Origin of the sequence: Bradyrhizobium sp. AZCC 1577 (genome assembly GCF_036924575.1) — a bacterium.
Classification (GTDB): domain Bacteria; phylum Pseudomonadota; class Alphaproteobacteria; order Rhizobiales; family Xanthobacteraceae; genus Bradyrhizobium.
The window spans coordinates 5,149,697-5,171,274 of record NZ_JAZHRQ010000001.1; the positions used below are offsets into that span (position 1 = coordinate 5,149,697).

Below are 21,578 nucleotides of genomic sequence, written 5' to 3' on the forward strand. Positions count from 1 at the left end.
CATGGCAAAGCCCCTCGCGCTGACATCGGGCGAACCTGCGGGCATCGGCCCCGACATCGCCCTTGAAGCGTGGCGGCGGCGCGGTGAGCTGGATCTCCCGCCATTCTATCTGCTCGGCGATCGCGCGTTCTTCGCCGAGCGGGCGAAAATCCTGGGATTGTCGATCGACCTCGTCGACGCCGTGCCCGAGGACACGAGCGCGGCATTTGCGCGAGCCCTGCCGGTGGTCGCAACCGGCGACATCGCAACCGCGCGCCCCGGACAGCCAGACCAGACCAGCGCAAGCGCGGCGCTTGCCTCGATTCGCCATGCGGTCGACCATGTCAGGGCCGGACGCGCCGGCGCCGTCGTCACCAACCCGATCGCCAAGAGCGTGCTCTACCGCGCCGGGTTCCGCCATCCCGGCCACACCGAGTATCTCGCCGAGCTTGCCGCCGATGGCGGCCGCGTGCCGCAGCCGGTGATGATGCTGTGGTCGCCGGCGCTCGCCGTCGTTCCCGTGACCATCCATCTTTCGCTGCGCGAGGCGCTGGACCAGCTCTCGGCCGAGCTGATCGTCACGACGGCCCGGATTGCGGTTGCGGATCTGAGAGCCCATTTCGGCCTTGCCCAGCCGCGGCTTGCGATATCGGGCCTCAACCCGCATGCCGGCGAAGACGGCTCGCTCGGCAACGAAGACATCGACATCGTAGCACCCGCGGTCGAAATGCTGCGCAAGGAAGGCATTGATGCCAGGGGGCCCCTACCCGCGGACACCATGTTCCACGCCGCGGCGCGCAAGACCTATGACTGCGCGATCTGCATGTATCACGACCAGGCACTGATCCCGATCAAGACGATTGCGTTCGACGACGCAGTCAACGTCACGCTGGGATTGCCGTTCATCCGCACCTCGCCGGACCACGGCACCGCCTTCGACATTGCCGGCACCGGCAAGGCCAATCCGTCGAGTCTCGCCGCGGCGCTGCGGCTCGCCGCGCGCATGGCGGCAACCAAACCTGCATGAGCGCGATCGACGATCTGCCGCCGCTGCGCGAGGTCATCCGCGAACATTCCCTGTCGGCCCGCAAATCGCTCGGCCAGAATTTTCTGCTCGACCTCAACCTCACCGCGCGGATTGCACGCGCCGCCGGCCCGCTCGAAGGCGCCACCATTATCGAGGTCGGCCCCGGCCCAGGCGGCCTGACGCGCGCGCTGCTGGCGCTCGGCGCCAAACGCGTCATCGCGGTGGAGCGCGACGAGCGCGCGCTGGCTCCGCTCGATTACATCGCCAAGCGCTATCCTGGCCGGCTTGAGATCGTTCACACCGACGCGCAGCGCTTCGATCCCCGTCCGATGCTGGGCGGCGAGCGGGCAAAAATCGTCGCCAACCTGCCCTACAACATCGCAACCGCGCTTCTGGTGGACTGGCTCTCGATCGAGCCATGGCCGCCCTGGTACGACATGATGGTGCTGATGTTTCAGCGCGAGGTCGCCGAGCGGATCGTGGCAAGAGAGAATGACGAGGCCTACGGCCGGCTCGCGGTGCTCGCCAACTGGCGCTCGGAGACCAAAATCCTGTTCGACATTTCCCCCGCCGCGTTCGTGCCGCAACCGAAAGTGACCTCCTCGGTGGTGCGGCTGGTGCCGCGTGAGGCACCCGAGCCGTGTGACCGCCGGGCTCTCGAACAGGTGGCGGCCGCGGCCTTCGGCCAGCGCCGCAAAATGCTGCGGCAGAGCCTCAAATCGCTCTCGGTCGACCCGGCCCGGCTGGCTGAAGCCGCGCATATCGACGCGACCAGGCGCGCCGAAACCATTCCAATCTCCGGCTTTGTTGCCATGGCCCGCGAATTGACCGATATACGAAGCATAAAAACATAAACGCCCTGAAGAAACTGCTCGAGGAGATGATGCCATGGCGCTGATGCGTCGCCAGTCGCTGGTCAAGTTCGATGCGCCGTTGTGCGAAACCATCGTCGACACGCCGAAGCCGAAAGGCAGCGAAGTCCTCGTCCGCATCGAGCGCTGCGGGCTCTGCCATTCCGACCTGCACATCCAGGACGGCTATGCCGATCTCGGCGGCGGCAAACGGCTCGACACCACGCGCGGCATGACGCTGCCGTTCACGCTCGGGCACGAGATTGCCGGCATCGTCGATGAAGTCGGTCCCGATGTGTCGAAAGACCTGATCGGAAAGAAGCAGGCGGTATTCCCCTGGATCGGCTGCGGCCAATGCCGCGACTGCGCCAATGGCGACGAAAACCTCTGCGTCAAGCAGCGCTTCCTCGGCGTCTCCATCGATGGCGGCTTTGCCACTCACGTGCTGGTGCCTGACGCCAAATATCTGCTGGATTACGATCCGCTGCCGGTCAACCAGGCGGCGACGCTGATGTGCTCGGGCGTCACCGCCTATGGCGCGCTGAAGCGGCTGGTCGACCGTCCGCGGCAGCGCAACCTCTTGCTGATCGGCCTCGGCGGCGTCGGCATGATGGGGCTTTCATTCGCGCAGGCGATGTTCAAGCAGAACATCACGGTCGCCGACCTATCTCCTGCCGCGCGCGAGACCGCGCTGCAGAACGGCGCAGCGGTTGCCTACGATCCGGCCGAGCCCGAGGTCATAAGGCGCATCCTGAAAGAAACCGAAGGCGGCTTCGACGGCGTCGTCGATTTTGCAGGCAATGAGAAATCGATGGCGTTCGCCGTTGCGACGGTCGCACGCGGCGGCAAGATCGTGGTGTCCGGCTTGATGGGCGGCAATTTCAGCCTGCCGATGGTGCAGTGGGTCTACAAGCGCATGACCATCGAAGGTTTCATGGTCGGCACCCTCGCCGAGGCCAAGGAATTGATGGCACTCGCGCGCGCCGGCAAGATCAAGCCGACGCCGATGAAGGAAGAGCCGATGGCCGACGTCCAGAAATGGATCGACGAGCTGCGCGCCGGCAAGGTCGTCGGACGTATCGTGCTGAAGAACTGAGGCATGCGACCGTTATGCCGACTTTGGCTTCGACAGTTCCTGAACCGCCCGGTGCGCGACAACGTCCAGTCCGCCCAAGGTGGTATTTCCCTCCTCTGCACTCTGCATCAGCTTTCGGGCGACGTACTTGCGGCTTTCATGATCGCCGCCGTTGGGAAAACGGCGGCAGGCTTTTTCCAGCGCAACTTCCATGTTTGCAATCGTGCGGTCATCCAATTTAGCCACGACGTCACCTCCCCGGGGTGAACAAAGCCAACCGACATCCCTTGCGAGTACAACGATCATTGAATGATAGCACTTTCGGGAAAAAGCGGGAATAGAGCATGGCACCTCGCCGAGAGGCGACGTGCCGTCTCCTTGCAAACTTCCCGGGACGATCACGGCCATGGTATGCCTAATGCCTACTTCCTGAGCGCCGCCTGCGGCGTGTTGCGAAAGCTGATTGCCATGCGGTTGTAGGCGTTCATCAGGCCGATCGCGATCGTGAGGTCCACGAGTTCTCGCTCCTCGAACACGGCGCGGGCGGCCTGATATGCTTGATCCGGCACGCCGGTATCGGCGACGCGCGTCACCGTCTCGGCCCATGCAAGCGCGGCGCGTTCGCGCTCGTCGAAGAGATTGCCGGCTTCCGCCCACGCCTGCACCAGCGCGAGCTTTTCGATCTTCTCTCCCTTCTTGAGCAGGTCGCGCGTGTGCATGTCGAGGCAATAGGCGCAGTTGTTGATCTGGGAAATTCGCAGGTAAACCAGTTCGACGAGCTCCGGAGAAAGTCCGCTCTGCATGACGTAGCCGTGGACGCCACCCAATGCTTTCACGCCTGCCGACGCGATCTGGTTGCAGTCGAGACGCTTGCTCATTTCTTGCCGTTGCTGGCCGCTCACCTGCGAACCACCGCCTTCAGAGAGTCGACGAATACCCAGAACAAGCGGCGAACAGGCCGACATCCTTCAGGAGGAATTGACCCGGCGCGACCGTGATCGCGGGCAGCCCGAGCTCCGGCACCACGACGCCTGGCGTCGAGATCATGAAGCTGATGGTGGTGACGAAGAGTCCGCCTTCCTGGACTTTCGCGCTACCACGCCTCAAAGCACGCATCGCCGATCTGCCGAAACGCGCCGCGCCGCGAGGGCGAGCTGGGCCTCCACTGTCACCGTAATGCCTAAAAGTCCCGGGCTCTGATTTCCCGGAACGACACCAAACGGCGCTGCGCCTCGTCCCACAACACGAGCCGCACACACCGAAAGCTCTCCAGGAGCGTTATGTGGCCGACATCGCGCAGCTCCGGGTGGTCACGCAGCACGTGCGGCAGCCGGTAATAGGGAATCCGACTGGAGAGGTGATGCACGTGGTGAATACCGATGTTGGCTGTGAACCAGCGCAGCAGCGCCGGCAGTTCGTAATGTGAGCTGCCGTACAGAGCGGCTTGATGCAGGTTCCAGCTCTCGTCGCGCTCCCACGACGTGTGCTCAAACTGATGCTGCACGTAGAACAGCCATACGCCGGCCGTGGCGGCCAAGAGCGTAATCGGAAGATGCACGAGCAGGAACGCCTTGATCCCGATAAACCATGTGAGCGCAGCGACGATGACAGCAATCGCGAGATTGGTTGCCATTGTACTGGCCCAAGGCTGCCAACCATTGCGCATGAGGCCGACCGGAATCCTCTGTTGCAAAAGAAACAGATAGGCCGGTCCGAGCCCGAACATGATCATCGGGTGGCGATAAAGACGGTACTTCAGACGACCCCACCAGGAAAGGGCCCGGTATTCGCGCACGGTCAGCGTATCGACGTCGCCGATGCCGCGGCGATCGATGTTGCCTGTGGTGGCATGATGAATCGCATGCGTGCGGCGCCAATAGTCGTAAGGCGTGAGCGTGAGCACGCCAATGACGCGGCCGACCCAGTCATTCGCCAGGCGGCCGGCAAAAAAGGTGCCATGACCGCAGTCGTGCTGGATCATGAACAGGCGCAAGAGAAAGCCAGCGGCCGGAAACGCGATAAGCAATGAAGCCCAGGCATAGCCAAGGGAGAACGTGAACCAGGCCGCGGTCCACAGCATGACGAGCGGCAAAGCCGTGATCGCCAACTCGGTCAGGCTCCGCAGCCGAGTTGGGGTGCTGTAGTTGCCCAAAATGGGCTTCCACCGCCGTGCGTTGAGGACGTCATCGCTGCCAATGGGAGTCGGAATGGAGCCAAAGTCTTTTGGCCCATCAGACCCCTGCACAGTTCTCTTATGCACAGATATCCCCTTCTGACAGTGCACGTAAGATCGAGGCACCGATGGATCGGCTCCTGCGTCCGTTGATCGATTTTTGGGGAAGGGTCTGAAACGTGCGTGCCTGTCAGCAGCAAGGCAAAGCGGCCCAGTCGTTCGGCCAAGTGTCGATTAATCCGCATATGGACACAAATTGAGAGAACGTCAAGGACTGCAGCACCGTTACCCGTGTCCCATGGGTTATTTCCGGACCCGGCTGACGGCTGCGAAATCCACTTCGCGCCAATGAGCCGACTTCCCGCCTTGGCCATTGGCTCACACTCGGCGCGTCACCATGCTGGGGCCAGGTAGCCAACCGCCAGCAACACTGGCTTCCTTCAGAATGAGGAATTGGGACAGTGGAATTACGGTGTACTCAACGCTCTCTTCCCGATGAGCTAAATGCTCTTCCCGAGCTAAATGCACTATCACCGTAATCCGAATTCTGAAGCCAGAATTGCGAGGTCGCAGCGGACTTAACTTGCTAGCGAAGCCTTGTGAATCCGCAACGTCAATTGCGTGCACTGCCACCGTAGTGACGAGATGGCTCGCTGCATTGTTCCTTGGCGGAACCCAGGATGAACGCGCTATCAAAATCTCCGCCGAGCGGAACGAATGCCTTCCGAAGCCTTTGGTTTTGATCGACAAGAGGAGGTAACTATGAGGCTATCTGTCTTGGCGATTGCGACACTGCTTACGGTCGGAACCATCGCTACGGCCAACGCTATCGAGTTCGGCGTCGGCCCTGGCGGCGTTTATGTTGGTCCCGGCTATGATCGCCCCTATTACCGTGATTACAGAGATGACTGCCGGATCGTGATCCGCGAACGCACCAACCGCTTTGGTGAACGCGTCAGGATTCGGGAGCGCATCTGCGATTAAACACGCAATCGACGGTTAGCGACGATCAGATCAGGGTCCGGCTGCCACGCTGGACCGATCGGTAACTGAGAAATTGGTGCGATGTCGCACCTCCCCTGCGACACCGTTCCCGCAAAAGAAGGGCCTCAGCGCCGCTGGAGCCCTTCTTGCGTTTCTTGGATGCTGTCAGCAAGGCCCGCATGAGGCATGCGATATGCGGGAAAGGCTGACGGGTAATTAATCAATGCGCTGCGCGTGGACGCGCTGCCGCGCCCTTGAATTGTCGTAGCGCGCCTGGTCGCGCGTCGCCGGCGTGACGCAGACCTTGTCGTCCGTCGTCGCTTCGCGCCATACGTAACCTTGCTTGCAAGTCTCGTATCCGTACTGTCCACGCCCTGCCCGCCGAGCGTCCTGCTGCGCATTGTCGTTCCAGGCCTGCCGGCGGGTTTGAGGCGTCACGCACACGTAGTCGCCGCGGGTAGCCTCCCTCCAAACATAACCTTGAGTGCATTTCGCCTGGGCGTAAGCTTGGGGCGCGTAGAGAATGACACCGAACAGCAATGCCGAAAGCGTGAAAGAGAGCTGCTTCATCAAACCCTCCATTGACTAGAAATATCGCGGGCAATCTTCTCTGCACTAGTTAAACTTTAGCGTGTATGAACTGGTTCACACTGAGGCATAACGCTAACGTGACGGCGGGACTCCACTATCGTTGGCTTACACAAGACCTCGAGCTTTGTGCTTGGTTCAGGTCGTAGAATGACGCTACAACTGGCTGGCGCAGACCAAACTAGAATTAAGCAAAATGGACCCAGAGATCATACTGCTGAACGTTCAGCGGCCCGGAAGTGACAAGATCGCCGTTTGCCTGAAGCTGACAGAGCTAGACCGCGATATTTGCCGGCTCGCGGTCGTCTGGCCTGTCGGCGGCCAAGAACGCGACTTCGACGCACCGGACTTCTATGAGTGCCTTCGCGCGTTTCGACGTGTCATCGAACCCGAAGGATTTCGCGCTCTTTGCCAGGGAGCACGACCGAATGTGTGCCCATCGGGCATGTCGCGCGACGCTGGCGCTTGGAAGTGCTGGGCACACAGGTTCGGAGAACCGGCATCGAGCAGAGATCAACTGGTTGGAACGTTCGATCCTGTAGAAGATATCACTGCGGTCGGCACGGTGAGCGAACAGGATGAATGGATGTCCCGTCATTGGGAGGAGTTCAAAGCGCGCGCTTCCTTCCGATAGGTGCCGAATGCGATGACAGTGGCCAATCGCGTTTCACGTTCGCGAATTTTCCGGGGCAGCCGCCTTACTGAGAAACGGCGCGCGGCGCATCGCGTTCTGTCAGACGGTCGCGACCGTGCGCATATGCTTTTTTCAGAGCGCCCCCTATCTGGACCGCCATGTAATCCGCTCGGTCCTCTTCCGGGAGAAGCGACCCCATCTGTACGATCCGCTTCGCTTCAAAGTCGATCCACTCAGCAAACGTCATTTGCTGCTCCCATCGCTGGCCCAATGTCAGCCGTGGGGCCAAGAGCCAACTCAATCGGCATCGGCCCGTCTGATTGCTGTCAAGTATGCGGACCACTCGAACTCGAAGGGACCCACATGCGTAAGCTTGGTTCCGGCCTCATATCCGTTATCATATGCGAAGTCAGACCATTGCACGACAACGTCGTTCCGCGAGACAAAAACGGTGATAGCTCCACAAGCGAGATCGCCACACTCGGGGCAAACAAACAGAGACACACGGTGACCTCCGCCGTCGCGGACATCCGAGGTCAACATGCGTGCTATTCCGCCGTTGAAGCGACCGGCCACATCGGGCTCTAATCGCGGGTCCGAGAGGCACCCGCACATATCAAGGCTGCACGCCTCAGTGGATTTGAAGAGGGATGCTCCATTGACGACAAAGTCAAATGTGCACCGCTCCTGTTTCAACGGACTGGTGCTGCCGACCCGATGAAGCGTAGCAAGTTCAAGTTGATCCGCCATTTCCGTCGCTCTGCGCCTACCTGTATCCCGGGATCAATGTCAGCTTCTTCACCGTAATTCTAGTCTAGAAAGTTTCTCTATCCGGACATGGCTGCGGAATTGCGGTGACACCGCAATTGATCGGTGCAATACGCTTTGCTGTTGCGCCCTACGCGTAGCACGCCGCCGGCGCCGCGTCGGACGGCTCCATCAAGCCGCGTTCCGCGAACCTGCCGTCGGAAAGCAGAGTCGGAGCTTGAGCCCTGGCGCGTTGTCGAGCAGTTCGATCCGTGCGCCGTGGAGACGGGCAACGGCGGCGACCAGGCTCAATCCGAGACCGTTGCCCTGCGCGTAGCGGCTGTGTTCGAGCCGGTAGAAGCGCTTGAACACATGCTCATGCTGATCGGCGGGAATTCCCGGGCCGTCGTCGGCGACCGAGACGGCCGGCTGACCGTCAATGGTTTCGTGCACAACTACGACCTGCCCTCCGGCACGGCCGTGCTTGATCGCATTGTCCACGAGATTGGCAATGGCATCGAAGATTAGATCGCGATCGCCGGTCACCAGCACCTCGCGATCGCCGGCAATGGTGAGACGGGTGCCGTCCTGCTCGGCCGCGGCATCGTACAGCTCGACCACCTCGCCGGCGATCTCCGCCAGGTCCACGCGGTGGAACGCGTCCTTTCGCGCCTGGGTCTCGATCTGCGCGATCCGCGTGATGGATGCAAAGATCCGCAAGACAGCATCGAGGTCGGCGATGGCGTCGCCGATCAGCGTCTGATCGTCGTCGCCGATGCGCGGCCCGTGCCAGGCCTTCTCCAGCCGTCCGCGCATGCGCGTCAGCGGCGTCCGCAAATCGTGCGCGACATTGTCGCTCACCTGCTTGATCTCGCCCATCAAGGTTTCGATACGGTCCAGCATCAGATTGAGGTTCTCCGCCACGCGATCCCATTCGTCATGGGTGCCGCGCAGCGGGATGCGCTTGTCGGGACCGCTGAGCATGACGGCGCGGCTGGTGGCGTTGATCGACTCGATCCGCCCTACCGTCCGCCGAGTCACCAGGATGCTGGCAACACTGCCTATCATGAACATCAAGGCAATGCTCAAGGCCACCGCCGTCTTGATGTGATCGGTAAAGCCGTCGAGGTCGCTGATGTCCTTTCCGACCAGCAGACGATCGCCGTTCGGAAAGGTTTCGACCGCCGCCCGCAGCAATGGCCGGCCGTCTGCGCCGGGCGGTGGCTCCACTCCGCGAAACTCGGCCCATCCCCCAGCCGCCGTGACCGCCGGTGGCCAGGTCTTGAGATTGCCGGCCAGCGCGGCCGATGCGGGATCGACCAGGAGATAGATATTGTCGGCAAAAGTCTGGTCGGCAACGCGTTGCCGGATCAGGGCGATCAGCCCATCGCGCCCGGAGCGCTCGTAAGCTCCGCGCAGGCTGACAAGCTCGACCATGATGGCGCGGTCCGACTGGCTGCGCACATAGGAGGAGGTGGCGAGATAGACGTAGGCAAAAATCGCCGACGCTATCACGCCAAAAATCCCGATCCCGAGCAGCGCCTGCTTGAACGTCGACGAGGTGAAGGTCTTAGCCAGGAGCACGGAGACAATACCCGATGCCGCGCACCGTATGGATCAGTGGATAAGCCTGCTGACCGTCGACCTTGCGGCGAACGCGCCCGACATAGACGTCGATGATGTTGGTTGAGGGATCGAAATGAAGATCCCAGACTTGCTGCAGCAGCATGGCGCGTGATACGACGCGGCCTTCGTTGCGCACCAGATACTCCAGCAACTGAAATTCCCGCGGCAACAGCAAGATGTCTTTGCCGCGCCGACTGGCGGTGCGAGACACCAGGTCGATCACGAGATCGCCCACCCGCAAAATGGTCTCCTTCACGATGGTGTCGCTGCGGCGCCCCAGCGCCTCGACCCGCGCCAGTAGTTCGACGAACGAAAATGGCTTCACCAGATAGTCGTCGCCGCCGGCGCGCAAGCCGCGCACCCGATCATCGACCTCACCGAGCGCGCTGATGATCAGGACGGGCGCGGCGTTGCCATCGTCGCGCAGTTGCCGCATCACTGCGATGCCGTCGATATCCGGAAGCATGCGGTCGATGGTGATCACGGCATAGTCGCTGGCGGCGCTGCGACGCAACGCCTCATGGCCGGTGGCGGCCAGATCCACCTGGTAGCCGCTGGTCGTGAGCGAATCCACAAGCTGGCTGGCGGTTTCCGGGTCGTCCTCAACGACCAGAATACGGCGGTGACCTCCCGTCATGGCGTTTCGTCTCCGAACGACTGCTCAAAAGCCGAACCCAGTCTGGCAAGAAAATCGGAAAGTCGTTGCGCGACTCCATGGCCGAACCAACCCACGCGTCGTCCGAGGGTTGCCTGCGGAGACGCAAATAAGCGTGAGGCCGACGGCCGATCCGGCGTCCGGATGGCCGTCCTCTGGTTGCGACCGTCACGGCGTTCCGGGCCGGAGAGGTGACCGAAGTCCGCGCGTCCACTCCGAACCCATCACGCTCGATCCTTTTGTTTGGAGCATGATCTCCGCGCTACGCTTCGCGGTTGTCGCGAGGGAAAACCGGTACCCACTTTGCGCTAACGCAGCCCCGCGGGTCCGGATCATGCTCTAGTAGTAACCGTAGTCGCCGCAGACATTGACCACCCGGAATCCACGCGGCGTCCACACCCTGCGCCAGCAGTCGTCGTAAGCGGCGTAAACTGCGGGCGCGCCAATGAACGCAAAGCGGTGGAAGCGATGATGATGGCGGTGATGGAAGCCGCGATGGAATCGGCCGCCGTGGAATGCGAACCGCGGCGAGGCTCCGGCATGCGCAAAGGACGACGACCCTGCGAAACGGCTGCCGCTGAAACGGGGTCCTGCGCCGGAAAAGCGCGCGCCGCCGCCGATGTTCGTGTCGCCGCCAACGCGCGGACCGCCGCCCACGGCGCCGGCACGCATCCCGCCGCCGAAGCCTCCGGCGTGCATGCCACCGCCGAAACCACCGCCACCGCCGGCGCGCATGCCGCCGCCTCCGATACCTCCGCCACCACCGCCGCCCCCGACAGCACCAGCGGCGTGACCGCCACCGCCGCCACCCATACCGCCGCCGCCGCCACGCTGCGCGAGCGCCGGCGACGCAAGCGCCAGCGTCGTACCAAGCGCAGCCGCGATGAGGCCATTAAGGAGCCTGCTGTTCATTTGCGATCCTCCTCCCGTGATTGGACCATAGCGACGGATGCCGTCGCTGGAAGAAGACGATCAAGCGACGCAAATGATCCCGCGATGACCAATGACAAATGCGACAGTTTCTGACAGCGAAGTTAGTTTCACCGCGGCGCGGCGGTCTACAACAAGGAGCGCCTGCACTCGGCGCTCGGATACCAATCGCCTCTTGAGTTCGAAACCGCGTTCGCGCAAAACAAAGCACGATAAGTTATCGTCGCAACCGCACTGTCACAGAAATTATCGTGTCTCACTTCAGGGGTGCAGTCCAGCACTGTCACCGTAATTCCTCGCGTGTCACGAGGCCGGCATCACAGTAACTTTGCTCAAGCCGCAGACGTCGGGTGCCAAGTCAGATGGCCGCTTCGGCAAGCAGGACTTTGTCTATTTGCCAAGGAGGACGCCTATCGCTGTCCAGCCGGGGAGCAACTGCCATATCGCTTTACGAGCGAGGAGGACGGCAAGCGGCTACGGCGCTATTGGGCCACAGCTTGTCAAGATTGTTCTCTTAAGTCGCAATGCACGACAGGACCGGAGCGGCGGATTCCACGATGGGAGCATGTGCATCTGCTCGAAGCTGTGCAGCGGCGCCTTGATGCAAACCCGCATGCCATGCGCGTGCGTCGCGAGACGGTCGAGCATCCGTTCGGCACGATGAAGGCCCGCATGGGAGCGACACACTTCCTCACCAAAACGCTTCCAAAAGTAGCAGCCGAGATGGCTCTCGCGGTCCTTGCCTATAATCTAACACGGGTCATGAACATCGTCTGGACCAAGCCGCTGATGGCTGCGATCGTCGCCTGAGACCGAACCGGTCCAGACTTCTCACAAACTTCCCTGGGAAGGGTGTTTTTACACGGCCAAGACCCATTTTCCGACGTGCGCATAGCCGGACATGGGCCCACAATTGTGCTATATGAACATTCAATTTCCCCCAACCTTGGGGGTGCATCTTGAGCAGCGAGTACGTAGAGCGACGACTGGCAGCTATTCTGGCGGCGGATGTCGCAGGCTCTTGCCGCTTAATAGGGATAGACGAAGAAGGCACGCTGGCGCGACTGAAAGCGCTTAGAAGGACGCTTTTCGATCCCAAAATCGCGCAGCATCACGGTCGTGTCGTCAAGAATACCGGGGACGGCGCTATCGCCGAGTTCGCCAGCGTGGTCGACGCGGTCCGATGTGCCGACGAAATTCAACGCGGCATGGTCGAACAAAATATCGACGTGCCGCAGGACAAGCGGATCGAGCTCCGCATCGGCATTCACGTCGGTGATATCATTATCGAAGAGAACGATATCTTTGGTGACGGGGTCAATATTGCAGTGCGTCTCGAAGGGATTGCAGAGCCGGGTGGTATCAGCATCTCGGACGACGCGCGTCGGCAAATTCGGGGCAAGGTAGATGTAACGTTTGAGGATTTGGGTTCGCAATCCTTGAAGAATATCGCCGAACCGATGCGGGTCTGGCGCGTCCCATACGGTCGCGCCGTGCCAGCCGTGCCGAACCGCCTGCGTGTTGATGAGGCCGCCCTTACGCTCCCCGATAAGCCCTCTGTCGCTGTGCTGCCATTCGCCAACATGAGCGGTGATCCAGAACAGGAATATTTTGCCGACGGCATAGCGGAGGACATCATCACGGCGCTGTCTCATTTCAAGGCGCTGTTCGTCATCGCCCGCAACTCGAGCTTCACCTACAAGGGGCGCGCCGTCGACGTGAAGCAGGTGGGACGCGAGCTTGGGGTGCGCTACGTGCTGGAAGGCAGCGTTCGCAAAGCGGCCAACCGGGTACGCATCACGGGACAGCTCGTCGATACCGCCACCGGGGCGCATCTTTGGGCAGACCGGTTTGATGGCGGGATCGGCGACATCTTCGGTCTGCAGGACCAGGTCACCGAGAGCGTTGTCGGGGCGATCGCGCCGGTGGTGGAAAAAGCCGAGATCGAGCGTGCCAAGCGCAAGCCGACCGAGAGTCTCGACGCCTATGCCCTCTATTTACGCGGTTTGGCCAGGCTTTATCAGTTTGCCAGCCGGCAAGCGAACGACGAGGCATTGCGCCTGTTCAACAGCGCGATCGAGCTCGACCCGGATTTTGCCTCCGCCTACGGTCGCGCCGCCTCTTGCTACGTCTTTGCCAAGATCAATGGCTGGATTACAGTCACAGGGAACGAGATTGCCGAAGTAAAAAGGCTGGCCCAGCGGGCGATTGAGTTGGGCAAGGATGACGCGACTGCGCTCGCCGACAGTGGGTGGGCGTTAGTGAATGTTGTTCGCGATGTCGAGGTAGGCGCCGCCTTGATCGATCGCGCGCTGATGCTCAATTCCAATTTGGCCATGGCATGGCTTTGCGGCGGCTGGGCGAAAAACTGGCTCGGCGAGCCGGAAGCGGCGATCGAGCGCTTCGCGCGTGCGATGCGCCTGAGCCCACTTGATCCGCGGGTGAGCGGAATGCGGGCCGGGACCGCGATTGCCCATTTCTTACTGGGCCGCTATGACGAAGCGGCATCGTGGGCGGCAATGGCATTGCAGGACGATCCGGACCATCAATCTGGATTACGCATCGCTGCCGCAAGCAATGCGATGGCCGGACGGCCGGAGCAAGCACACAAGGCAATGGCTCGGCTGCGGCAACTCAATCCCACGCTGCGTATTTCCAATCTCAAAGACGTGCTCCCCCTATTCGGCTTGCCGAAGACCTCTCGCGATACGAGGAAGGATTGCGGCGAGCCGGGCTGCCCGAATGACCATCGCAGAAAGATGCTCGCCCGTTGGGACGATGATCGAATAAGCGGGACTTCCTTTGTTGGCCGCTTTACGACATGCGAATGAGCTCCGAAATGGTTCGCTTATAGCGCCAGCTCGGAAGTGATCGCCAGACCGCCAAAGCGGACAGCTTTGACCCTAACCGGTCATCGAGCGATCGGCGTTTGCGTATCGGCAGTATGAAACATCGGCGGGGCGAAATTACTCCGGCTTGATGTTGGCCGCGCGGATCACCTTCGCCCACCTTTGCGTCTCGTCAACGACTAATTTTCCGAAGTCAGAGGGCGAGAGAACAAGAGGCGTGAGGCCCAGATCGGCGTATCGCGCCTTGATACCGGGGCTTGCTAGTCCGGCATTGATATGATCGTTGAGCCTCTGGATGATCTCGGACGGTGTGCCCTTCGGCGCACCCATCCCTGCCCACCCGATCACCTCGTATCCGGGGACCGTTTCGGCAATGGTCGGCACGTCCGGCATTGCGGGTGACCGCGTGGTGGTAGTCACTGCCAGCGCACGAAGCTTTCCCGCCCTGATAAATTCAAGCGACGGGGTCACACTAACGAACAGGAGTTGGACTTGGCCGCTGATTACATCGGTGAGCGCAGGTCCCTCGCCGCGATAGGGTACGTGAACGAGGTTGACGCCAGTCATGATCTTGAACAGCTCGCCTGCCACATGGCCCGGTGTCCCGACGCCGCCGGACGCTATGTTGACCTTGCCGGGATTGGCCTTGGCGTAGGCGATGAAGTCCGGAACGGTTCTGGTGGGATGAGCAGGATGCATCACCATGACATGGGGGCCATGCACGATCCCGGCGACCGGCGCAATGTCCCGGATGAAGTCGAAGTTAAGCCTGTCGTAGAGCGTTGCGTTGATTGCGTTCGGTGTTAAGGCCAGCAGGAGCGTATAGCCGTCGGCCGGTGCACGAACGACTGCCTCGGTGCCAATATTGCCGCCGGCACCCGGCCGGTTCTCGACAACGAATTGCTGGCCGAGCCGCTCCGATAACCACTGACCCATTAGCCGAGCGTGAAAGTCCCCCGAGCCGCCGGCTGGAAAGCCGACGATGATGCGCACCGGCCGCGTCGGATAGGCTTGCGCTCGCGCGATGGTCGAGAGCGCCGGTAGCGCAGCAGTGGCCGCAGCCAAATGCAGAAACTGCCTTCGGTGGGGAAGTTTCATTGCAGTCCCTCCGCGGCGGTAATCCGATGCGAACGGGCGCGAATAGCCTATTCCTATTGCTGAGATCGTGGAAGGGCGATGTCGCCTTTGGCCCAACTCGGACCTCCCGAGGCCGCACGCTTATTGCCGCCGTGCCACGGGCACAGCAAATGCCGCTTGGGGCAACAAGGCCCTCCCGCGATTACCGCTCACAGATGCGCAACAAAGTGCTAAGCTGCTTTCCGCCCCTCCGGCGTGGTTAGTCTGGTCGTTTCGAGGGTGCCGTGACCGAGCAGCGGGTTCAAAGGCGATTAGCGGCGATCTTGGCTGCCGACGTGGTCGGCTACTCTGCGTTGATGCAACGCGCTGAGGAAGCCACCTACGCCGAGTTCGAGCGGCTGAAGCGCGAAGTAATTGAGCCTGGCCTCTCCCGCCACGACGGGCGGCTGATCAAGACCACGGGTGACGGCGCGTTGGCCGAGTTCGCGAGTCCGTCGGCTGCGGTGCGATGCGCGGTGGAGATACAGGAAAGCATCGCGTCAGGCCGAAGCTCCCTTAAGCTACGCATCGGGGTCAATCTCGGAGAGGTCATCGTCGGGGCTGACGGCGATCTATTTGGCGACGGGATCAACATCGCGGTCCGGCTAGAAGGGGTCGCCGATCCGGGCGGCATCCTGATTTCCGAGAAGGTGTACAGTGAGGTCGAGGGTAAGCTAGACGTTGGCCTCGAGGACCGGGGCGAACAGCAGCTCAAGAACATCTCTAAGCCGATCCGTGCTTACGCGGTACGCGCAGGAGGGTATAGCGCGCGGATCGATAGGCTGGGTGCGGCCCCACCACTCCCGGACAAGCCCTCCGTCGCCGTGCTGCCGTTCGAGAACATGAGCGGCGATCCTGAGCAGGACTATTTCGCGGATGGCATGGTTGACGAAATAATCACAGCGCTCTCGCGGTTCAAATGGCTGTTCGTGATCGCCCGCAATTCGAGCTTCACCTTCAAAGGCAAGGCCGTCGATATCAAGGAAGTCGGGCGCAGGCTCGGTGTGCGCTACGTCCTTGAGGGCTCTGTGCGCAAGGCGTCAGGGAAAGTTCGCATCACAGGGCAGTTGATTGATGCGGTGATGGGCGCGCACATTTGGGCGGACAGGTTCGAGCGTGACATGACGGACGTTTTCGCTCTCCAGGACGAAGTGACTGTCGCTGTTGTCTCAGCCATTCAGCCCAAGCTGCTTCAAACAGAGATTGGTATGGCGACGCGGCGCCGACCAGAACCTCACCGCCTATGATTTGTTTCTTCGAGCCATGCAGCAGTATTATTTGACGACCAGCGAAGGGGTGGCCGAGGCGAAAAGGCTGGCTCATCGCGCTTTGGAGCTAGACCCTCGGTTTGGCGTCGTTGCGGCTCTGGCAGCTATGTGTCACATGAACAACGTCGTTTGGGGCTATGCTGTCGATCCTCAATTCGAGCGCAAGGAAGCAGTTCGGCTTGTTCGCTTGGCCTTGAGCCTCGACGATGGTGATCCAGACACGTTGGCATGGGCTGGCATAATCTCGGCGTACATGGTTGGCGATAGTGAAAGTAGTGTCGAATTGGCGGACCGGGCGGTCGCGCTCAACCCAAATTCATTTCGTGCATGGACCTGCAGAGGCCAAGTCCATAGAGTTGCGGGGCTGCCGGAGGAAGCGGTCAGGAGCTTTGAACGTGCCATGCGCATGAGCCCGGTAGACCCGCAGTCACACCTGCCGTTTGTTGGAATGGGAAATGCCTTCATTGAGCTTCGTCGCTTTGACGAGGCCGTCGTCGCAGCGAAGAAAGCCCAGCGCCACAACCCCTCCTATTCGGCGGCTTACCGCTGTCTCGCGTCCGCTTTCGCCCACCTCGGACGTGATGCGGAGGCCCGTGAGGCGGCGGCGCGCGTGCTTGAGCTTGATCCCGCGTTTACAATATCCGCGTTCATCGCCCGTGGTGGGCAATCCAACGCGAAGCTGCAGATCGAGGGTCTTCGGAAAGCGGGGTTGCCCGAGTAGCTCTCCAATGCCCACGAGGTGATCGAATGGCGGCACTCTGCTGCGGCGCATGAGTCCGGTTATGGCACTTCTGCGACATCGGGCTATGTCCGCTATTCCGCCGCTGTTGAGGGTTGAGCGGACATCAGTTAGTCGCTTAATGAGTACACGCCCGAACTGGCCGTCTATGGTGTGCTTATGTTGCGCCTCGTTTCGATCGCTATCATCCTATCGCTGCTACCCGTCGTCGCGGCGGCTGCGCCACCTCATAAACGGCCGGCGCCCCGCTGGCACGGCTACGGCTTCCTGCCAGGCTATCAACAGCCGCCGAACAACAGCCTTCCAGCTTACACTCGGAAAGATTCAATTTCGCGCATGGCGCGTTCCAACCGGCGCCCTTGGTATATCGATCCTGTCCCGCGTTATTACGGGTACGATGGCGACTGGCACTATTTCGGTCGGCCCGGCTTTTACGGCGGTCGCTACAATGGCGGCAGCTTCGGTCCTTGCTGGACGCGCACGCCGATCGGGCCGATCTGGAATTGCGGCTAATCAGCTAGCTGCGACCAACCGGCGCGACAGGTAAATCACTTCTGATTTTCAGAAATCGTGTCAAGCCCGGAAATCAAAAATATTCCGCTTCTCGCCGCACCCAAATCAGCCGTACAACTTCGCCCGTTCCGGCCCGCTAAGAGGGGCGTATCGCGAACGTCACGGACGTTGGGCATGGAATGCGGTGGACGCAGCAGCGTCAGGCGCGCGCGTGATTGCAGGGCGGGCTTTGCCTCGTGAGCGATTGAACGCGCGCAGACGACCGGCGCTTAAACGCCTCGGCCAAAACTTCTTCCGGCAGCATACGGGCTGGTCGAAGCGCTTCGGCCCGAGGAAGCTGCGGACGGCAAAACCGCGTGGTCCTGGCACCCGTTGCTGGTGTCAAGCCGATGGAGATTGTCGGGCCCAACCGGGCCTTCGATCAATCGCCAATCCATCGGCGACGGAGGCCAGAGGAATTCGGCTCCGGGGAGATCGCGGCATAAGCGTTAAAACCACTGCGCAGGGAAGGCCGGGTGTTCCGGCGCACCTGCGGTCCACCGTGTGCATTCTTGCGCACGACTGCGGGTGTCATGGGCACCCGGCTTTCCCTGCGCCCTCTATTTCCTGAGGGCATCGTCGATGCATAATTTCGGGCGCTACCCGCGCCGCGAGATCGTAATGTCGTATCCAGTGCCTGCCGCATCCAGCGAAAACAATTATGCGTATCCGAGCACCGGCATCACCCTGCCCCACCCTCGCGCCGCAGCGGCTCCGGTTCATTCGTGCGATCAGGTGAATGTTCGGGACGTTGGACCGCTTCTAAACTGCAGCGCTTTCAACCCACAGAAAGGCCGCTGTTTTCCACCGCTTTTTCACTGATTTTCCTTGGCCTTAGCCCGCCACATATGAGGCGGCGCGCGAGCCGCAATTATACCCCATCTGCTCCGAAATTGCGGCTCATTGCGACCCAAGTCTCTGACCAGATTGGGCGCATCAAGCGTCGAGTAGCGTAGCGTTGCCGGGGATGCAGATGTCGAAGTGTTCCGTGAAATTCGTCCCGGCTCTCTTTGCCGGTGTTGTGGCGGGAGCGAGCCTCGCCACCATGACGGATCTCCGGGCCCAGGTGTCGGAAGCGCAGGCCGCTCCAGTGGCGCAGGCCGCCGCAGCCGACAGTTGCCTGTCCACGCCGAAGGGTGCGACGCCGTCGGGCAGCCATTGGTACTATCGCATCGACCGCGTCACCAAACGTCAATGCTGGTATCTCCGCGAGGAGAACGACAAGGCCGACGACAAATTTGCACGCGCCGCGCCGCCCGCATCAGCCCCGGCGGCATCGCCGCCAGCCGCTGAACCGGCACCGGTGCAAGCGAGCTCGCGCAAATCGTTCGACGACGCGCGTGCCGAATGGGTTGCCCAGCAAAACCGTGCAGCGGCAAGTTCGCTAGTCAAAGCCGAGCCGCGAACGACTGGCGCAACTTCCGCGCCCGCCGCCCAGAACGGACCAAGCGCTGCCATGCCGAACGTGCTCGCACCGGCGCCGCTGGCGAACATGCGCTGGAACGGCGCTCCCGACGCAAGTTCCTCGACCGCCCCGACCGATCAACAATTCGCTGCCGCCAACGCGCCCGCAGACCAGCCAGCGCAGGTGGAGGAAGTGCAGCAGCCCGCAGCAGAACAGGTTGCACCTGTCACGCCAGAATCGGCAAAGCCGACCGCCTCGCTGCAGAAGTTGCTGCTGGTGATGGCGGCAGCGCTGGCGCTCGCCGGCCTCACGGTAAGCGCGATTGTCAGGATCGGGCGCATGCGGGCGCGCCGCGCCATACGCCGCAAGCGGCGCGCGATGTGGGATGCCGCGCGCACCAAGCGTCCCGCGCCGCCGGTGTTCCACGATGAAGACGCCCGCCTGCGGCGCACCGGCGCTGTGCAGCATACCCGCGTGCCCAAGGAGCGGCCCCGCGTGCCGCAAGAGCGCGCCCGCGTACCCCAGGAACGAGTACGCGTACCGCAAGAACGAGCGCGCGTACCCCAGGAGCGAGTGCGGGCACCGCAGGAGCGAGTCGTGCGGGCACCGCAGGAACGAGCACGCGTCCCTCACGAGCGAGAGCGTGATCAGCAGGTTACGGAAATGCTGGCCCGGCTCGCCCGCAGCGCGCAGACGTAACCGAAGCCTACGCGGCAGTCATTTTTCCAACTGGCGCCGCAAGCCGAGAACGAAATCTGAGAGGCCTACTTGCCGCTCTCGCTTCAACTGTTCCGCGCGCAAGATTGATTTTACGGCTTCGAAGGCTATGCCGATATTGTCGTTGACCACAATGTAATCGTAGGCATCGAAATGGCTCATCTCGTCGCCGGCCTTTCGCATACGGCCGCGGATGACCTCTTCCGAATCTTGCGCGCGCGTGTGCAGGCGTTGTTCCAATGCCGATACCGACGGCGGAAGAATGAAAACACTGACCACATCTTTCGGCGACCGGTCGCGCAGTTGTTGAGTGCCCTGCCAGTCGATATCAAACAGCACGTCCTGCCCGGAGGATAATGCCGCTTCGACCGGCGCGCGCGGCGTGCCGTAGCGGTTGTCAAATACGGTTGCCCACTCCAGCAGTTCGCCGTTGGCGACCATCGTCTCAAATCGTGCATGATCGACAAAGAAGTAATCCTTGCCGTTGACCTCACCGGGCCGCTTGGGCCTCGTGGTCGCCGATACTGACATTTGCAGCGCTGGTGTCTCGGCGATCAACATGCGCGACAGCGTGGTCTTGCCCGCGCCCGAGGGCGAGGAGAGCACGAACATCAGCCCGCGCCGTTCAACTCCGTCGAAACCACCAGCCGTCATCGGTCACTCCAGATTCTGGACCTGCTCGCGGAATTGCTCGACCACGTTTTTCATCTCGAGCCCGGTCTGGGTCAATTCCAGATCGTTCGATTTGGAGCAGCAGGTGTTGACCTCGCGGTTGAATTCCTGGGCGAGGAAATCGAGCCGCCGCCCGACCGGTCCGCCCTTGCCGATCATCTCGCGGGCCTGCGCGACGTGCGAGGCGATGCGGTCGAGCTCTTCGCGAATGTCGGCCTTGGTCGCAATCAGGATCGCTTCCTGATTGAGCCGGTCAGGATCGAAGCGTTCGGAAGTCTCCAGCAGCGCCGCCACCTGCTCGGCCAGGCGGGCCCTGATCGCCTCCGGCTTGCGGCCAGGCGCGGCCTCGGCCTTTTTCGCCAACCTTTCGATTTCATCCATGCGCTGGATCAGGATTTGCCCGAGCGTCACGCCCTCGCGGCGGCGCATCTCGACGAGATGGCCGAGTGCCTGCTCGAAGGCGGCTGCCGCCGCATCCTTTGCCGCCTTGTCCTCCGCCTCATCGCTTTCGGGTTCGACCACCTCGATGACGCCCTTGATGCCGAGCAGTCCGTCGATGCTGGGCGCCACCGCGTCGATTTTGCCGGCGAGCACGCCCGCGACCTTCACGATCGAGGCGAGCACGTCTTCATTGATGCGCACGGTCGAGACTGCGTTGGCGCGCTTGACGTTGAGATTGGCGTACACCGTGCCCCGCGACAGCACCTCGCCGGCGCGTTTCTTGGCAAAGGCCTCGAGTTCGTCCCAACCGGGCGGCAGGCGCAGGCGCAGGTCAAAGCCTTTGGCGTTGACGGACTTCAGTTCCCATTCGAACGTGTAGGGGCCGCTGGCGCCGTGGCTCCGGGCAAAACCGGTCATGCTCGATAGCGCCATCGCGTAACACTCTCCAAAAGACAGGGATTTCGAGACTCGAAATGAACGGCGGGACCATAAGCCTATTTCACCCAAAGTGGAATTGCGTTCCGGCTGCGGCGTGGAACGCCTTCGCGAC

21 protein-coding genes and 2 pseudogenes are annotated in these 21,578 nt (G+C 61.6%); 11 read left to right on the top strand and 12 right to left on the bottom strand.

What is annotated here, in order from left to right:
- Position 1 precedes the first annotated feature (1 nt).
- The 3 genes from pdxA to V1278_RS24555 are packed head-to-tail and all read left to right on the top strand — an operon-like array spanning position 2 to position 2,953.
- Positions 2 to 1,006 carry a 4-hydroxythreonine-4-phosphate dehydrogenase PdxA gene (gene pdxA / locus V1278_RS24545; RefSeq protein ID WP_334382456.1) on the top strand — a complete coding sequence of 335 codons (1,005 nt, stop codon included), beginning with the start codon at positions 2 to 4 and terminating at the stop codon, positions 1,004 to 1,006.
- The gene (rsmA, locus tag V1278_RS24550; RefSeq protein ID WP_334382457.1) at positions 1,003 to 1,860 is read left to right on the top strand and encodes a 16S rRNA (adenine(1518)-N(6)/adenine(1519)-N(6))-dimethyltransferase RsmA; all 858 of its coding nucleotides are present in this window, start codon (positions 1,003 to 1,005) and stop codon (positions 1,858 to 1,860) included. The genes pdxA and rsmA overlap by 4 nt, the downstream gene beginning before the upstream one ends.
- Before the next feature lie 34 nt (positions 1,861 to 1,894).
- Entirely contained in the window at positions 1,895 to 2,953 is a 1,059-nt protein-coding gene (locus tag V1278_RS24555; RefSeq protein ID WP_334368478.1) for an alcohol dehydrogenase, read from the top strand.
- A 12-nt stretch (positions 2,954 to 2,965) separates the two neighbouring features.
- On the opposite strand, the gene V1278_RS24560 is transcribed toward V1278_RS24555, so the two are convergent.
- The 4 genes from V1278_RS24560 to V1278_RS24575 all read right to left on the bottom strand — a co-directional run bounded on the left by V1278_RS24560 (position 2,966) and on the right by V1278_RS24575 (position 5,141).
- Positions 2,966 to 3,178 carry a hypothetical protein gene (locus V1278_RS24560; protein WP_065729736.1) on the bottom strand — a complete coding sequence of 71 codons (213 nt, stop codon included), beginning with the start codon at positions 3,176 to 3,178 and terminating at the stop codon, positions 2,966 to 2,968.
- A 176-nt stretch (positions 3,179 to 3,354) separates the two neighbouring features.
- Positions 3,355 to 3,810 carry a carboxymuconolactone decarboxylase family protein gene (locus V1278_RS24565; RefSeq protein WP_334382458.1) on the bottom strand — a complete coding sequence of 152 codons (456 nt, stop codon included), beginning with the start codon at positions 3,808 to 3,810 and terminating at the stop codon, positions 3,355 to 3,357.
- A gap of 40 nt (positions 3,811 to 3,850) precedes the next feature.
- Positions 3,851 to 4,048 (bottom strand): DUF417 family protein, encoded by a 198-nt coding sequence (locus tag V1278_RS24570; protein ID WP_334368477.1) that lies wholly within the window; start codon positions 4,046 to 4,048, stop codon positions 3,851 to 3,853.
- 64 nt (positions 4,049 to 4,112) lie between these two features.
- Positions 4,113 to 5,141, bottom strand: coding sequence for a fatty acid desaturase (locus V1278_RS24575; protein WP_334369264.1), 1,029 nt, complete (start codon positions 5,139 to 5,141; stop codon positions 4,113 to 4,115).
- A 726-nt stretch (positions 5,142 to 5,867) separates the two neighbouring features.
- Here V1278_RS24575 and V1278_RS24580 point away from each other — a divergent pair.
- Positions 5,868 to 6,089, top strand: coding sequence for a hypothetical protein (locus tag V1278_RS24580; RefSeq protein WP_334368476.1), 222 nt, complete (start codon positions 5,868 to 5,870; stop codon positions 6,087 to 6,089).
- A 216-nt stretch (positions 6,090 to 6,305) separates the two neighbouring features.
- Here V1278_RS24580 and V1278_RS24585 read toward each other — a convergent pair whose 3' ends face one another.
- A complete protein-coding gene (locus tag V1278_RS24585; protein ID WP_334382459.1) occupies positions 6,306 to 6,659 on the bottom strand; it encodes a hypothetical protein in 354 nt (117 codons plus the stop codon).
- A gap of 214 nt (positions 6,660 to 6,873) precedes the next feature.
- Between V1278_RS24585 and V1278_RS24590 the strand changes: the two genes are divergently transcribed.
- Positions 6,874 to 7,311, top strand: coding sequence for a hypothetical protein (locus V1278_RS24590; protein WP_334382460.1), 438 nt, complete (start codon positions 6,874 to 6,876; stop codon positions 7,309 to 7,311).
- 64 nt (positions 7,312 to 7,375) lie between these two features.
- Here the strand turns inward: V1278_RS24590 and V1278_RS24595 are convergent, their stop codons facing one another.
- From V1278_RS24595 to V1278_RS24610, 4 genes and pseudogenes are all read right to left on the bottom strand, one after another.
- Positions 7,376 to 7,558 (bottom strand): hypothetical protein, encoded by a 183-nt coding sequence (locus V1278_RS24595; RefSeq protein ID WP_334382461.1) that lies wholly within the window; start codon positions 7,556 to 7,558, stop codon positions 7,376 to 7,378.
- A 692-nt stretch (positions 7,559 to 8,250) separates the two neighbouring features.
- Positions 8,251 to 9,198: pseudogene (locus V1278_RS24600) on the bottom strand (ATP-binding protein); the annotation flags it as partial.
- A 430-nt stretch (positions 9,199 to 9,628) separates the two neighbouring features.
- Complete coding sequence (locus tag V1278_RS24605) at positions 9,629 to 10,321, bottom strand: response regulator transcription factor (protein ID WP_334382462.1); 693 nt, start codon at positions 10,319 to 10,321, stop codon at positions 9,629 to 9,631.
- A 357-nt stretch (positions 10,322 to 10,678) separates the two neighbouring features.
- Positions 10,679 to 11,251 carry a hypothetical protein gene (locus V1278_RS24610; protein WP_334382463.1) on the bottom strand — a complete coding sequence of 191 codons (573 nt, stop codon included), beginning with the start codon at positions 11,249 to 11,251 and terminating at the stop codon, positions 10,679 to 10,681.
- 313 nt (positions 11,252 to 11,564) lie between these two features.
- On the opposite strand from V1278_RS24610, the pseudogene V1278_RS24615 reads away from it, so the two are divergent.
- Positions 11,565 to 12,079: pseudogene (locus tag V1278_RS24615) on the top strand (transposase); the annotation flags it as partial.
- A gap of 149 nt (positions 12,080 to 12,228) precedes the next feature.
- On the top strand, positions 12,229 to 14,100 hold the full coding sequence (locus V1278_RS24620; RefSeq protein ID WP_334382464.1) for an adenylate/guanylate cyclase domain-containing protein: 1,872 nt from the start codon (positions 12,229 to 12,231) through the stop codon (positions 14,098 to 14,100).
- Positions 14,101 to 14,235: 135 nt separating this feature from the next.
- On the opposite strand, the gene V1278_RS24625 is transcribed toward V1278_RS24620, so the two are convergent.
- The gene (locus V1278_RS24625) at positions 14,236 to 15,216 is read right to left on the bottom strand and encodes a Bug family tripartite tricarboxylate transporter substrate binding protein (RefSeq protein ID WP_334382465.1); all 981 of its coding nucleotides are present in this window, start codon (positions 15,214 to 15,216) and stop codon (positions 14,236 to 14,238) included.
- Between the two features lie 263 nt (positions 15,217 to 15,479).
- Here V1278_RS24625 and V1278_RS24630 point away from each other — a divergent pair, with 263 nt between their 5' ends.
- The 4 genes from V1278_RS24630 (at position 15,480) to V1278_RS24645 (ending at position 19,897) form a co-directional block, all read left to right on the top strand.
- On the top strand, positions 15,480 to 16,481 hold the full coding sequence (locus V1278_RS24630) for an adenylate/guanylate cyclase domain-containing protein (protein WP_334382466.1): 1,002 nt from the start codon (positions 15,480 to 15,482) through the stop codon (positions 16,479 to 16,481).
- A gap of 136 nt (positions 16,482 to 16,617) precedes the next feature.
- The gene (locus V1278_RS24635; protein ID WP_334382467.1) at positions 16,618 to 17,223 is read left to right on the top strand and encodes a tetratricopeptide repeat protein; all 606 of its coding nucleotides are present in this window, start codon (positions 16,618 to 16,620) and stop codon (positions 17,221 to 17,223) included.
- A 177-nt stretch (positions 17,224 to 17,400) separates the two neighbouring features.
- Positions 17,401 to 17,754, top strand: coding sequence for a hypothetical protein (locus tag V1278_RS24640; protein WP_334382468.1), 354 nt, complete (start codon positions 17,401 to 17,403; stop codon positions 17,752 to 17,754).
- 1,012 nt (positions 17,755 to 18,766) lie between these two features.
- Positions 18,767 to 19,897, top strand: coding sequence for a hypothetical protein (locus tag V1278_RS24645; protein WP_334382469.1), 1,131 nt, complete (start codon positions 18,767 to 18,769; stop codon positions 19,895 to 19,897).
- Positions 19,898 to 19,915: 18 nt separating this feature from the next.
- On the opposite strand, the gene gmk is transcribed toward V1278_RS24645, so the two are convergent.
- Positions 19,916 to 20,569 (bottom strand): guanylate kinase, encoded by a 654-nt coding sequence (gene gmk, locus V1278_RS24650; RefSeq protein ID WP_334368462.1) that lies wholly within the window; start codon positions 20,567 to 20,569, stop codon positions 19,916 to 19,918.
- A gap of 3 nt (positions 20,570 to 20,572) precedes the next feature.
- A complete protein-coding gene (locus V1278_RS24655; RefSeq protein WP_213250032.1) occupies positions 20,573 to 21,460 on the bottom strand; it encodes a YicC/YloC family endoribonuclease in 888 nt (295 codons plus the stop codon).
- Between the last annotated feature and the right edge of the window lie 118 nt (positions 21,461 to 21,578).

Excerpts from the sequence above, each read along its gene's own strand:
- V1278_RS24580 (WP_334368476.1), top strand. The coding sequence starts at position 5,868 with ATGAGGCTATCTGTCTTGGCGATTGCGACACTGCTTACGGTCGGAACC.
- pdxA (WP_334382456.1), top strand. The coding sequence starts at position 2 with ATGGCAAAGCCCCTCGCGCTGACATCGGGCGAACCTGCGGGCATCGGC.
- V1278_RS24640 (WP_334382468.1), top strand. The coding sequence starts at position 17,401 with ATGTTGCGCCTCGTTTCGATCGCTATCATCCTATCGCTGCTACCCGTC.
- gmk (WP_334368462.1), bottom strand. The coding sequence starts at position 20,569 with ATGACGGCTGGTGGTTTCGACGGAGTTGAACGGCGCGGGCTGATGTTC.
- V1278_RS24565 (WP_334382458.1), bottom strand. The coding sequence starts at position 3,810 with ATGAGCAAGCGTCTCGACTGCAACCAGATCGCGTCGGCAGGCGTGAAA.
- V1278_RS24590 (WP_334382460.1), top strand. The coding sequence starts at position 6,874 with ATGGACCCAGAGATCATACTGCTGAACGTTCAGCGGCCCGGAAGTGAC.
- V1278_RS24645 (WP_334382469.1), top strand. The coding sequence starts at position 18,767 with ATGTCGAAGTGTTCCGTGAAATTCGTCCCGGCTCTCTTTGCCGGTGTT.
- V1278_RS24585 (WP_334382459.1), bottom strand. The coding sequence starts at position 6,659 with ATGAAGCAGCTCTCTTTCACGCTTTCGGCATTGCTGTTCGGTGTCATT.
- V1278_RS24555 (WP_334368478.1), top strand. The coding sequence starts at position 1,895 with ATGGCGCTGATGCGTCGCCAGTCGCTGGTCAAGTTCGATGCGCCGTTG.
- V1278_RS24605 (WP_334382462.1), bottom strand. The coding sequence starts at position 10,321 with ATGACGGGAGGTCACCGCCGTATTCTGGTCGTTGAGGACGACCCGGAA.
- V1278_RS24635 (WP_334382467.1), top strand. The coding sequence starts at position 16,618 with ATGAACAACGTCGTTTGGGGCTATGCTGTCGATCCTCAATTCGAGCGC.
- V1278_RS24610 (WP_334382463.1), bottom strand. The coding sequence starts at position 11,251 with ATGAACAGCAGGCTCCTTAATGGCCTCATCGCGGCTGCGCTTGGTACG.
- V1278_RS24595 (WP_334382461.1), bottom strand. The coding sequence starts at position 7,558 with ATGACGTTTGCTGAGTGGATCGACTTTGAAGCGAAGCGGATCGTACAG.
- rsmA (WP_334382457.1), top strand. The coding sequence starts at position 1,003 with ATGAGCGCGATCGACGATCTGCCGCCGCTGCGCGAGGTCATCCGCGAA.
- V1278_RS24625 (WP_334382465.1), bottom strand. The coding sequence starts at position 15,216 with ATGAAACTTCCCCACCGAAGGCAGTTTCTGCATTTGGCTGCGGCCACT.
- V1278_RS24655 (WP_213250032.1), bottom strand. The coding sequence starts at position 21,460 with ATGGCGCTATCGAGCATGACCGGTTTTGCCCGGAGCCACGGCGCCAGC.
- V1278_RS24570 (WP_334368477.1), bottom strand. The coding sequence starts at position 4,048 with ATGCGTGCTTTGAGGCGTGGTAGCGCGAAAGTCCAGGAAGGCGGACTC.